The 12,116-nt window shown below is 61.1% G+C and carries 13 protein-coding genes; 7 read left to right on the forward strand and 6 right to left on the reverse strand.

The window, feature by feature from the left end:
• Positions 1–191: 191 nt before the first annotated feature.
• On the reverse strand, positions 192–1,112 hold the full coding sequence (locus RAC97_RS13190; protein ID WP_375098980.1) for an RHS repeat-associated core domain-containing protein: 921 nt from the start codon (positions 1,110–1,112) through the stop codon (positions 192–194).
• Between the two features lie 256 nt (positions 1,113–1,368).
• Here RAC97_RS13190 and RAC97_RS13195 point away from each other — a divergent pair, with 256 nt between their 5' ends.
• The 5 genes from RAC97_RS13195 (at position 1,369) to RAC97_RS13215 (ending at position 3,795) form a co-directional block, all read left to right on the forward strand.
• A complete protein-coding gene (locus RAC97_RS13195) occupies positions 1,369–1,515 on the forward strand; it encodes a hypothetical protein (RefSeq protein WP_375098979.1) in 147 nt (48 codons plus the stop codon).
• A gap of 85 nt (positions 1,516–1,600) precedes the next feature.
• A complete protein-coding gene (locus tag RAC97_RS13200) occupies positions 1,601–2,053 on the forward strand; it encodes a YaiI/YqxD family protein (RefSeq protein WP_375098978.1) in 453 nt (150 codons plus the stop codon).
• Between the two features lie 77 nt (positions 2,054–2,130).
• Positions 2,131–2,763 (forward strand): LysE family transporter, encoded by a 633-nt coding sequence (locus RAC97_RS13205; protein WP_375098977.1) that lies wholly within the window; start codon positions 2,131–2,133, stop codon positions 2,761–2,763.
• Positions 2,764–2,844: 81 nt separating this feature from the next.
• Complete coding sequence (locus tag RAC97_RS13210) at positions 2,845–3,087, forward strand: DUF2789 domain-containing protein (protein WP_375098976.1); 243 nt, start codon at positions 2,845–2,847, stop codon at positions 3,085–3,087.
• Between the two features lie 69 nt (positions 3,088–3,156).
• Positions 3,157–3,795: an NADH:ubiquinone oxidoreductase subunit N gene (locus RAC97_RS13215; RefSeq protein WP_375098975.1), complete on the forward strand. Its 639-nt coding sequence runs from the start codon at positions 3,157–3,159 to the stop codon at positions 3,793–3,795.
• A gap of 6 nt (positions 3,796–3,801) precedes the next feature.
• Here the strand turns inward: RAC97_RS13215 and RAC97_RS13220 are convergent, their stop codons facing one another.
• The 5 genes from RAC97_RS13220 to RAC97_RS13240 form a co-directional block, all read right to left on the reverse strand.
• Positions 3,802–4,239, reverse strand: a complete 438-nt coding sequence (locus RAC97_RS13220; protein WP_375098974.1) for a CBS domain-containing protein — start codon at positions 4,237–4,239, stop codon at positions 3,802–3,804.
• Positions 4,240–4,490: 251 nt separating this feature from the next.
• Positions 4,491–6,221: a dipeptidase gene (locus tag RAC97_RS13225; protein ID WP_375098973.1), complete on the reverse strand. Its 1,731-nt coding sequence runs from the start codon at positions 6,219–6,221 to the stop codon at positions 4,491–4,493.
• A gap of 159 nt (positions 6,222–6,380) precedes the next feature.
• Complete coding sequence (locus RAC97_RS13230) at positions 6,381–7,355, reverse strand: AraC family transcriptional regulator (RefSeq protein WP_375098972.1); 975 nt, start codon at positions 7,353–7,355, stop codon at positions 6,381–6,383.
• Between the two features lies 1 nt (position 7,356).
• Complete coding sequence (locus RAC97_RS13235) at positions 7,357–8,370, reverse strand: AraC family transcriptional regulator (protein ID WP_375098971.1); 1,014 nt, start codon at positions 8,368–8,370, stop codon at positions 7,357–7,359.
• Between the two features lie 239 nt (positions 8,371–8,609).
• Entirely contained in the window at positions 8,610–9,860 is a 1,251-nt protein-coding gene (locus RAC97_RS13240) for an OprD family porin (RefSeq protein ID WP_375098970.1), read from the reverse strand.
• Positions 9,861–10,203: 343 nt separating this feature from the next.
• Between RAC97_RS13240 and antA the strand changes: the two genes are divergently transcribed.
• Both antA and antB read left to right on the forward strand, forming a co-directional pair.
• Positions 10,204–11,610, forward strand: a complete 1,407-nt coding sequence (antA, locus tag RAC97_RS13245) for an anthranilate 1,2-dioxygenase large subunit (RefSeq protein WP_375098969.1) — start codon at positions 10,204–10,206, stop codon at positions 11,608–11,610.
• 2 nt (positions 11,611–11,612) lie between these two features.
• Positions 11,613–12,104 carry an anthranilate 1,2-dioxygenase small subunit gene (gene antB, locus RAC97_RS13250; protein WP_375098968.1) on the forward strand — a complete coding sequence of 164 codons (492 nt, stop codon included), beginning with the start codon at positions 11,613–11,615 and terminating at the stop codon, positions 12,102–12,104.
• Positions 12,105–12,116 lie beyond the last annotated feature (12 nt).

Here is a 12,116-nt window from a genome sequence, read left to right on the forward strand (position 1 = left end):
ATAACTAAAGTAGTGGCTTTATGATGGCTAATCGCCTTTTTTGGTGATGGCGCTGCTTGGTCAGTAAGCCGTGCTACCCACAGGGTTTTGGCGCTCCTTGCTCCCTCAGCAAGCCCGAACGTATCGCGGTTTGTTGAAAGGATTTACGGTTGCTTGGGATTGCGTACAGAACCTAGGCGATGGTCAGTGCTTCAAGTTGTTCGCGGCATACGAATGCGCGCGTTCTCTTCGGTAAAAAGCGTGGGAGTTAAAGATGGTTTATCAGGCCGATTGAACGGGTTTATTGAAATGCGAGCAGCGAGCGCTGCGTCGGCACTATACGCACCCGGTACCACTTCTTGTAGATGACGTCGTTCACTTTGAATGTTTTGCATATTATTAAAGGTCTCCCTGACCGTAGTGGCGCGGCTCTCCCTTAGTGCGTCTATGTTTGAATGGGTTCGACGTATATCGGAAAGGGGTACCGAGGAAAGGTTGCCTCCGCGTGATAAATTTTCAGCCATCAAGAGTGTGTCAAACGAGTCATTACTTAGTTTATTGGCTCGCTGTAAGTCTTGACGTGCCTGTTGGTAGCTTTCTTTCGCCTGGCGATGCGCGATCGTGAGGGAATGAATTTTTTTCAGCGATTTCAACGTGGGTGCTGTGGGGTTGAATCCACTGGTGAACGAGGCTCGAACATGGCCGCTGGGATCGGAAAAATTTATCGGGTCGCCCGCAGTGTAGGCGTAACTATTGAGCCCCCCCTGGCCGAAGGGACTGTAGTTGTCGTGGGCGTAAAATCGCATTAAGGACGGTGAGTAGGCGCGATACCCTTGGCCGAGCAGATAGCCGCCAGGCAGTACATTGATTATTTCGCCATTGAATCCAAGCGATAAAGCGGTCGCTGTGGAGCCTGACATCGCCCCATAGGGCGTATAGCTGAGTTTCGAAGGCGCGGGGTGGAAGGCTTGTAGTGTCGAGTGTTTTTGATCAGTTATCAGGAGTTTAGTAGTTTTGGAGGATGTGGTCTCGGCAAGCGGCATTTCTTTATACCGTATGAAAGTGCATTGTTCGTTGAGATCGATAGCCTGAGTCAACTGCTGTTTACAATAAAAAAAATGAGTGGCTTTCATGTGATTTCCCAGGTTGGATGACCCGTTTGGGCTGATAGGAAATTAAGCATCTGCGTGATGTTTTGCTTGCGCAACTGGCAGATTTACCTGGTCGCCGGTTGGCCTGAGACAGCGAGCCTGGAGGGGTGCAGCACAGTGAAGACGACGCTGACTCGGGCGGAAAGTGTGCCTAAGTTTTCATGAAATCCGCCCGGAGCCTTGAGCGTCGAGAACACAACACGGTCGGCCTGGGCATTGACGGCACCGAGATGCCGCGTTGCCGTGCGCGTTGTCGGTGGTGTTCGCCGGGCATGGCGTGAAGGCTGTGCAAGAGGCGGGGGCGCAGGCACTGGCGTTGCTGGCCATCGTGATCCTGTACGGGCGTTCGTGGCGGGCCGAGAAGCGGCGGGCGGCGGCCAGCTGAGATCGGCGGCGTCTGCTTCGCGGGCTTGCCCGCGAAGAGGCCGCAGCCGACACTATGCAAATTCAGAATCACGGAAACAGCCAAAATGCGTGTATGGATCGATGCCGACGCCTGCCCCAAGGCGGCCAAGGACCTGATCGTCAAGTTCGCCCTCAAGCGCAAGTTCGAGGTGGTGCTGGTGGCCGGCCAGTCGCAGATCAAGCCAGCGTTCGCCGTTGTGCGCCTGATCGTGGTCCCCAGTGGCCCGGACGCGGCCGACGACTACCTGGTCGAGCATGCCGTGCCCGGTGAGTTGGTGATCTGCAGTGACGTGCCGCTGGCCGATAGGCTCATCAAGAAGGGCGTGGCTGCGCTGGACCCACGCGGACGCGAATTCGACGAACGCAACATGGGCGAGCGCCTGGCGGTACGCAACCTGTTCACCGAGCTGCGCGAACAAGGCCAGGTCGGCGGTGGCCAGGCACCTTATGGCGAGCGTGAGAAACAAGCCTTCGCCAATGCCCTGGACCGCATTCTCAGCCGCCTTTCCAAGGCCTGACGCGGGGTGGCGATTGCCAATTTTCCGGTCACGCCGTAGCTTAACCTTTTGCAACATTTGTTAGAGCGAGGTGTGTGATGTCGATGGAAACCTGGTTGGCGTTCTTTGCCGCGTGCTGGGTCATCAGCCTGTCGCCGGGTGCCGGGGCCATCGCCTCGATGTCCAGCGGGCTGCAGTATGGGTTCTGGCGTGGCTACTGGAATGCCTTGGGCCTGCAATTGGGGCTGATCTTACAGATCGCCATCATCGCCGCCGGTGTCGGCGCCATACTTGCCGCCTCGTCCACGGCCTTCCAGGTTATCAAGTGGTTTGGCGTGGCCTACCTTGTGTACCTGGCCTACCGCCAATGGCGCGCGTTGCCGATGGACATGACCGATAACGCTGCCGTGCGCCCGATTGGCAAGCCTTTGAGCCTGGTGTTCCGGGGCTTTCTGGTGAATGTCAGCAACCCCAAGGCGCTGGTGTTCATGCTGGCGGTGCTGCCGCAATTCATCGATCCGCACCAGCCGCTGCTGGCGCAGTACCTGGCGATTGCCGTGACGATGGTCAGCGTCGACCTGCTGGTGATGGCCGGCTATACCGGGCTGGCCGCGCGGGTGCTGCGCCTGCTGCGCACGCCCCGCCAGCAGAAACGCCTGAACCGCACCTTTGCTGGGTTGTTCCTGGGTGCGGCGGCTTTCCTCGCGACCTTGCGTCGGGCGCCAGTCTGATATCGCAGCGTACCCGATCGAGTCGATGCCGCAGCTCTGCTGTCTATCCTGGGCATTGTTCGTGAAACCGAGGAGCTACCCATGGACGCACCTATTCATCCGTTTTCCGACATTTTCAAGCAACTGGGCCTGCCGGACGATCCTGTGGAGATCGAGCGGTTCATCACCACCCATTCGCCGCTCGATGATGGCATCAAGCTGGTCGATGCGCCGTTCTGGAACGACTCGCAGCGCGCCTTCCTGAAGGAAAACTACATCGCCGACTCCGATTGGATAGTCATGATCGATCAGCTCAACGAGGCGCTTCATCCGCAGAAGAAATAAAGCGCCGAGCGGCACCTGATGGGTGATTTGTCGTTGCTATGCTCAGGAAAACAAAAAGGGGATGGCGCGATGAAAGATCCCTACGCACCAGGCTTCTGGTGCACCGTGACGATCCTGGGCACGCTGACGGCCGGCTACTTCTACGGTATCCGGCACACCCACCAGATGAACCAGGCGGTGCAGTTTCTCTACGCCGCCGCTGCGGTCACCGCGGCGGTGGCGCTTTGCGGCCTGGCGTGGATCGCCTGGCAGCAGCTGCACCTGAACAAGCGCGAAGTGGCCCAGGGCCGAACGTTGGTGACCATCTGGAACACCAAGGTCGCCTTGCGCCGGGTCGAGACGGTGTTCGACCGCTACTTCTGGGGCAGCTACTGGCATTCGGGACGAACCTTCGAGGAAGTCATGGGCGAGCTCAAGGGCACGCCGCTGGAGCAATGCCTGGACGCCTTGAAGCTGCAATGCCGCGAGCTCGACCGCGAAGTGCACGACCATCATCACCACTGGTTGGCCAACGCCCGCGACCTGTCCAGCGTGGCCACAGCCATGGCCCGCGAGCGCTACCAACTGGACCTGTGCGACCCGCAAGGGCGCGACGGTGGCAACACCGCCGTGCTCAACCGCGACCTGGAAGTGCTGGTGTACACCTGGTCGGCACGGCTGCGCAGCTTCGACCATCAGCTGGACGAGCTGGAGCGCGCCTACCACTAGGACGGCTTACTCGCCGCGGATGTACTGCTCCAGTTGCTGGATCAGGTTGGCCTGTTCTGCGATGGTTTCCTTGACCAGGTCGCCGATCGACAGCAGGCCGAGCAACTGGCCGTTTTCTACCACCGGCAGGTGGCGCAGGTGGCGGTTGGTCATCAGGTTCATGCAGTACTCGAGGTTCTGCTTGGGCTCCACGGTGACGACGGGTGCGCTCATGATGTCGCGTACCGGTGTCGCTGCCGACGAGCGGCCCTTGAGCACCAGCTTGCGGGCATAGTCACGTTCGCTGACGATGCCTACCACCTGGCCGTCTTCCACCACCGGCAGCGCACCGATGTTCTTTTCCGCCAGCAATTTCAGGGCGTCGAGCACCGAGTCATCAGGGCCTATGGTGTGGACGGTCTGATGCTGGGCTTTGGTCTTGAGGATTTGTTCGACGTTCTTCATACAGGCCTCGGAGGGTGGAAAATCTTGTTGTGGAGTAAATAAAGCATCCGCCACGGCGCTCTGCACGGCAATGCAGGAAACGGCATCGAGGTAATTGAAAAACGTCATTTGCGCAGCGCCGCTCTCGATTCGGCGCAGCCCTTGTAGGAGCGGGCTTGCCCGCGAACACCGGCGCAGCCGGTGCCATAACTGGGGGTCTTCTTTTCGCGGGTCGGCCCGCTCCTACAGGTATTGCGGCGCTCTTGAGATGATCAGAGCTTGGGCATCTGCCCGATCCGCGCGACCATCTCGCTGACGACTTGCAAGTCCAGCAGGAACTGCTCCACGGTCTTGAACTCGTTGTCGTTATGCCCGGTGTACTTCACCCCTGGCATCGCCAGGCCGAACTGCACGCCGTTGGGCAGGTCGTGTACCGAGGTGGCACCGGCGGAGCTGTCGAACGCGTGGGGCAGGCCGAGGTTTTCGGTGGCTACGTCGAGCAGCGCCTTGACCCACTCGCCTTCCGGGTTGCGGTACATCGGCTCGTCCAGGGTGTAGTCGAGGGCTACCGAGGTGTGGCTACTGCGTGCCCAGTTGCCGAGCTTGTCGGCCAGTTCGTCCTTGATCGTGGCCACCGGCTTGCCTTTCGGGATGCGCAGGTTCACCGCCAGCTTCAGGGTCTTCTGGTCGAGGTTCACGTAGGTCAGCGAGGCGGTGAGCGGCCCCATGAAGTCGTCCTTGAAACCGATGCCCAGCTTGTTGCCGAGGTAGTCCAGGCCCCAGTTTTCGGCGGCGTAGCGGGCGGCGTCGGTGATGTGGTTGCGCTTGAGCGGCACCTGCTGGCCCAGGCTATGGAGCAGCACCAGCATGCGCGCAACGGGGTTTACCCCCGACTCGGGCTCGGACGAGTGCGCCGACACCCCGGTGACCGTCAGCAACACCTGCTTGCCGGACACCTTGGCATCGACCGTGAAGTCGCCGCCGTTGGCCTTGGCGTACTCGGCGCCGGCCTTTTCCAGGCGCTTGGCCAGTTCTGCCGGGTTGTCGCCGACCAAGGTCGCCACGGAGGTGGTAGGAATCTGGTTGGTGGCAAGGCCCCCGGTCAGGTTCACCACTTCGGCGCCCTTGCCGGTGGCGGTGCGCCGGCTGAAGCTGGCCATCACGGTGCCGTAGCCTTTTTCCGCGATCACCACCGGGTAGCCGCCATCCAGTGCCAGGTTGTAGGCCGGGGTGGGGTTGCGGGCGAAGTAGTAGGGAATGGCGTCGCCGGAAGTTTCCTCGGTGGTGTCGATCAGCAGCTTGAACTGGCGGGCCAGCGGCAGCTTCTCGTCCTTGGCCACTTTCATTGCATACATCGCCACGACGATGCCGTTCTTGTCGTCCTCGGTGCCGCGACCGTACATGCGGTCGCCGACCAGGGTGACCTTGAACGGGTCGAGGCGGGTGCCGTCTTCGAGCTTCCAGTTGTCCGGGTTCACCGGCACCACGTCGGCATGGGCGTGGATACCGACCACTTCCTTGCCTTCGCCGAGGGTGATTTCGTACACGCGGTTGTCGACATTGCGAAATTGCAGGCCGAAATCCTTGGCCAGGGCTTCAATCTTGGCGGCGACCTTGTGGAACTGGGGGTTGTCGTGCTGGGCCAGGCCGTCGACGCGGAAGGTGGGAATTTCCACCAGTTCGCGCAGCGTCTCGGTGGCGGCCTTGCCGTACTTGATGCGGGTGTACAGGCCCAGCAGGCGGTTGATTTCGTTGTGCTGCTCGGCGCTGAGCGGCTTGTCGGCCAGGTAGGTCTTGAGCGTGGTGCCGAGCGTATCGACCTTAGCCTGTTCGCTGCCTGCGAGCGTGCCGAGGAACTGCTTGAAGTCGACGGGGTTGCTGCCGTCGTAGGCTTTGAGAATGGCGGCGGACTGTTCTGTGGAAAGGTTGGCTTGAGCGTGGCCGGTGACCAGCGCCAGGCTGGCGAGTATGAGGGTGGTGGCGGAGAGCTTGTTCAAAAGCATGCGCATTCCTTCGCGAGGTGTTGAAAGACGGTGCCCGTTTGTAGGAAACGGGGAGGCGGCAACGCTAACACCATTCAGGTGGCTTGCGGGAGGGGGAAAGGGGTGGTGCTTGAACGGGTGAGGTATTGGGGCCGCGTAACGGCCCCAATAGCGTTTGCGCTAACCGCGCGTCTGGCGCGGCAATTCGCCAAAGCGCTGGCGGTAGTACGCCGAAAAACGCCCGGTATGGGCAAAGCCATATTCCAACGCCACTTCGGTGACGCTGGCGCCGGGGTTGCCCAGCAGATAGTCCCGCGCCGCCTCCAGGCGCAGGCTGCGCAGCCGGTCCATCGGGCTTTGCGCGTATTCGCGCTGGCACAGGGTGTTGAGGCTGCGAATGCTCACCCCCGCTTCGCTGGCCAGTTGCGGCAGGCTGATGCTCTGGTTCAGGTTGGCGCGCATGCACGCCTCGATGCGCTCCAGGTGCCGTGGCGGATGGCGCAGGTCGTTGCTGCCCTGTGGCTCGGCCGAGCAATGGCTGAGCAGGAACAGCGGCAGGCTCTGCTCCAGATGTTGCAGCCAGGGCGAAAGCGGCTGCGCTTGCGCGCCTTGGGGCAGATGCTCGAGCAGTTCGCTGACCAAGCGCAGCCAGCGCACCGCCAGCGGTCGTTGCAGGCGGCTCAGGGCCGGCAGCCCGGCGCTCTGCTGCATCTGCACCTGGCTGGTCTCGATCAATGCCCGGGGCAGCTTGAGAATCAGCTGTTCGCAGCCGGCTTCCCACAGCACGCGAGCACTCTCGCGGGGCGCCAGCACAGCGGCATCGCCGGGGCTCACGCTGTGGCTCATGCCGTCGCACTGCAAGGTGGCAGTACCGTGCAATGGCATCTGCACCAGCACGAAATCGTCGAAGGGTTGCGGGCGAATTTCCACCTGACCGCCGTAGCGCAGCGCATACAACTCGCAGCTGGCCACCTGGCCGCGGTGCAAGGTCACGTCTACCCGGCCATCGGGCCACTCCAGTTCATGGGCCACCAACGCTTCGCCCAAACGCTGCTGTACGGCCTGGGCCGAGCAACTGGTGAACCCCGGCTGGCCGATCAGGGCGGACAGGTCCAGGCCGAGGCGGTTGGCGCTCGTGCTGTGCAGGCTGCCCATGTCACAGCGTCCGGTTGCGACGGGCTTCGTTGCGCTGAAGGGTGGCGCTGGGAGCCTCGTCGAACAGCTTGCGGTATTCGCTGGCGAACCGCCCCAGGTGCGAGAAGCCCCAGCCCATGGCGATCACCGAGATATTGCGCACCGACGCGTCTTCGAGAATTTCCTGGCGCACGGCACCGAGCCGGTACTTCTTCAGGTAGGCCATCGGCGAGAGGCCAAAGTGCTTGCGAAAGCCCTCGAACAGCTTGAAGCGCGAAACGCCTGCAGCGTGCTCGATGTCTTCCAGGTGCATTTCCTCGCGGGCATTGGCCTCGATGTAGTTCTTGGCGCGTACCAGGTAGTACGGCAGCTTGCTGCCCATCTGCTCGCGCAGTTCGGCACTGTAGTTGTTGGGCTGCGAAAGAATGAGGCCCTTGATGAGCGCGGTTTCCACGTCGCGGGTGAACGAGACGTGCTCGAACAGGCCGTGGCCGCGCTCCAGTTCATCCACGTAGTAGCGTGCCATGCGCCACCAGGAAGCCGAGGCGCCTTCCACGGCATCCATGAGCGGCTCGAACACCAGCGGCATGTCCAGCGGGCGTTGCAGCATCGATTCCAGGGTCTGGCGCATGGCCATGCGGGTAATCACCACCGAGACCTTGTGGCAGTCGCCGGTCATGCTCAGGGTCTGGGTTTCGTAGGGGGTGACGATCAGCCCCTGGTCGCGGTCGGAGTTCAGGCGCTTGCCGTTCTTGAGCAGCTCCTGCTCGCCACGGATCGGCAGGCTGAGGCTGTAGCAATTGAGGTGTTCGGCATCCTCGACGCCGATGGTCACGTCGGTTCCATACTCCATGCGCCCCAAGGTGGTGGACATGGATTTGAAGACATTGGCGCTGTGGTGGAAATGAATGCGGTTCGGCTGGCGAGTCTGCAATTCGTGCGGCCCACAGATGCCGGCCATCCAGTCCCTTGCACCGGCAAGATCGTAGCGATCTATTCGAATATCTCTTATTTGCACAATGTTGGGTTGGTTCATGACAGTGCACCCACGGCTAGGGATATCGACACGCTCTATCGGCGTTTATGCACGTTAGGTAAGCAAAGCCTATGCCCGTAGTCGTGACCTTTGGGCATATCCAGATTTTTTGGCTAGCAATGACTGACTAACTGGATATCCACTCGGTTTATATCTAATTCCAGATGTGTCCGGATCCAATATAAGCCCTGCTCCGGGGCAAATCAGAGCAGGGCGAAGTTCTATTTCAGGGCAGACCGTTACCAAAATTTCCACGTGTAGGTCGTGATAAGCCGGTTCTCGACCCAGTCGTTACCGTGGCTGAACTTCGCCACCACGTTACCCGCCTCGAACCCCAGCCCCTGCAATGGCCCGCTTTGCACCACGTAGGAAAGCACCAGGTTACGTTCGCTTTCCGCGGCCTCGCTCAGGTCGCCAGCACGTTTCACCGACGTGCCGTGCAGGTAGCGGGTCATGAACTTCAGGCCCGGAATACCCATGCCGGCGAAGTCATAGTCATAACGCGCCTGCCAGGACTTCTCGTTGGGCTTGATGAACGCCACGCGCGACCAGTTCACCAGGAACGGCTGTGGCACGTAGCCGCCCAGGGTGGGGAAGTTGCTGTCGCCGAGCATGCGCTGGTAACCCACGCCGAAACCGTGGGCGCCTTTGCGCAAGGTGGTCATCAGGCCGTAGGACTGGTTGTCGATCTTGCCATACAGCGCATCGCCGTCCTCGTTGTTGTTGAAGTAGCGCAGGTCGGTCTTCAGCCCGTAGCCGCCGCCGAGGTCGGCCAGGTGGGTCAGGCCCAGGTAGTGCTGTTTGTAGATATCTTCCAGCTGGGCAAAGTAGTAACTGCCGGTGAACGCCTTGTTGAACGCATAGCTGCCGCCGGCCAGGTTCATGCCGTCACTTTCGCGCACCACGCCCGAGCCGGTTTGCAGGTACAGCTTTTCGTAGTTGCCCGAGTTACGTGCGCCGATCTCGGTGAGCCGCCCGGCATGCAGGGTGAGGCCGTCGATTTCCTTGGACTCCAGCAAACCGCCACGGTAGGTGGTGATGAGCTGGCGCGAATCGTCGATCACCACCACCGGCAGGATCGGCCGCAGCTCGCCCAGTTTCAGCTCGGTCTTGGAGTAGCGCATCTTGAAGGTCAGCCCGCCGCGCCCGTAGTCGTGCGGTTGGCTCTGGCTGCTCACGCTGTAGGGAATGATGCTGTCGTCACCACGCCCGCCACCGCCGTCCAGGCGCAGTGCGTATTGCACGTTGGCGTCCACGCCGAATTGCAGCGGGCCTCCGGTGTAGCCCGAGGCGAAGCGCAGGTCGAAGCCCTGGGTCCAGCTGCCCACCCGCGAGCGCGCCGGGTTGTCATTCTTGAAGTCGCGGTCGATGTAGAAGTTGCGCATGCCCAGCGCCAGGCTGCTGTCTTCGACGATGTCGGCCTGCGCCAACAATGGCGCACATACACCCGCGGTCAATACGCCCCGGACCCACCACGTTCTTTGCAACATATCGTTCTTCCCCAGGCCGCGTGCAGCGCGGCATTTTTAATTGGACGGCCACAGGCCGCTATGCAAGAGGGCAGTCGTGTTACCAATGCAACGACACTCTTTCGGTGCCTGGGGGAATTAAGCGGTATGCCTGCGTCAGCGGCTATCCCGTTACTTAAGGACAAATAGCCATTTGCTCAGCACTGGAAAAGGGGGATATCCCGGTTTGCGCGGGGTTGGAAAATATCCGGAAAAATGCCGCCGATTTTCTGGATGGTATTCACCCACTAAGCGGATAGACCCTGCGCGACGCCAGCTCATTTAATGGATGCATGAATGAGCCCGATGGCCGAGGACTACCCCCATGCACCAAGCGAGAAGCGTCGAACAGTGGAAACACTTCATTGAAAGTTGCCTGGACTTTCGCCCCGCCGATGGCGTCTACCGGATCGCCCGCGACATGTTCACCGAGCCGGCATTGTTCGACCTGGAAATGGAGCTGATTTTCGAGAAGAACTGGATCTACGCCTGTCACGAAAGCGAGATCGCCAACAACCACGACTTCATGACCATGCGCGCCGGGCGCCAGCCACTGATCATCACCCGCGACGGCGAAGGCAAGCTCAACGCGCTGATCAACGCCTGCCAGCATCGCGGCACCACCCTGACCCGGGTCGGCAAGGGCAACCAGTCCACGTTCACCTGCCCGTTCCACGCCTGGTGCTACAAGAGCGACGGGCGCCTGGTGAAGGTCAAGGCGCCGGGCGAATACCCCGAAGGCTTCGACAAGGCCACCCGCGGCCTGAAGAAAGCCCGCATCGAAAGCTACAAGGGCTTCGTGTTCGTCAGCCTGGATGTGGCCGGCAGCGATACCCTGGAAGAATTCCTGGGTGACGCCAAGGTGTTCTTCGACATGATGGTGGCGCAGTCGCCTACCGGCCAGCTCGAAGTGCTGCCGGGCAAAAGCTCCTACACCTACGACGGTAACTGGAAGCTGCAGAACGAGAACGGCCTGGACGGGTACCACGTCAGCACCGTGCACTACAACTACGTGGCGACCGTACAGCACCGTCAGCAGGTCAACGCCGAGAAAGGCCTGACCTCCAGCGATACCCTGGACTACAGCAAGCTCGGCGCAGGCGACAAGGAAACCGATGACGGCTGGTTCGCTTTCCACAACGGCCACAGCGTGTTGTTCAGCGACATGCCCAACCCCGCCGTGCGCCCTGGCTACGCCAGCATCATGCCGCGCCTGGTCGAAGAACACGGCCAGGGCAAGGCCGAATGGATGATGCACCGCCTGCGCAACCTGAACATCTACCCGAGCATGTTCTTCCTCGACCAGATCAGCTCGCAACTGCGCATCATCCGCCCCGTGGCCTGGAACAAGACCGAGATCAACAGCTTCTGCCTGGGTGTGGTGGGCGAGTCGGACGCAGACCGCGAAAACCGCATTCGCCAGTTCGAAGACTTCTTCAACGTCTCCGGCATGGGCACCCCTGACGACCTGGTGGAGTTCCGCGAAGCCCAGCGCGGCTTCCAGGCGCGCCTGGAGCGCTGGAGCGACATCTCCCGTGGCGAAGGCAAGTGGATCGAAGGCGCCACGCCCAACAGCGAAACCATCGGCATCCGCCCGGCCATGACCGGCGCCGAATTCACCCACGAAGGCCTGTACGTCAACCAGCACGCCAACTGGCAGCGCTTCCTGCTCGAAGGCCTGGCCCGCAAGGCCAACGACGAACAGCAGCTGCTCAAGCTCAAGGAAGTGTGACCATGAATGCGCAACTGCAATACCGCGTCGAGCAATTCCTCTACCGCAACGCTGAGGCCTGCGATGCCCAGGACTGGGACGCCTACCTTGCGATGTTCAGCGAGGACAGCGAGTTCCACCTGCCGCAATGGGATTCGGAACACGTGTACACCACCGACCCGAAGAAAGGCATGTCGCTGATCTACTACGCCAACCGCGGTGGCCTGGAAGACCGCGTGTTCCGCATCCGTACAGGCAAGGCCGCCTCGACCATCCCGATGCCGCGCACCGTGCACTTGTTGAACAATGTGCGCATCGCGCCGCTGCAAGGCGATGAGCTGGAAGTGCGGGTGAACTGGCACACCCTGTTCTACCGCATGCAGACCGCCGAGCAGTTCTTTGGCCTGGCCACCTACCGCCTGCGCCCGGACGGCGAGAGCTGGAAGATTGCGCGCAAGCACGTGGTGCTGCTCAACGACCAGATCAACTCCGTGCTCGATTTCTACCACCTCTGATCCCTGCGGAAC

Origin of the sequence: Pseudomonas sp. LS_2 (assembly GCF_042709235.1) — a bacterium.
Classification (GTDB): domain Bacteria; phylum Pseudomonadota; class Gammaproteobacteria; order Pseudomonadales; family Pseudomonadaceae; genus Aquipseudomonas.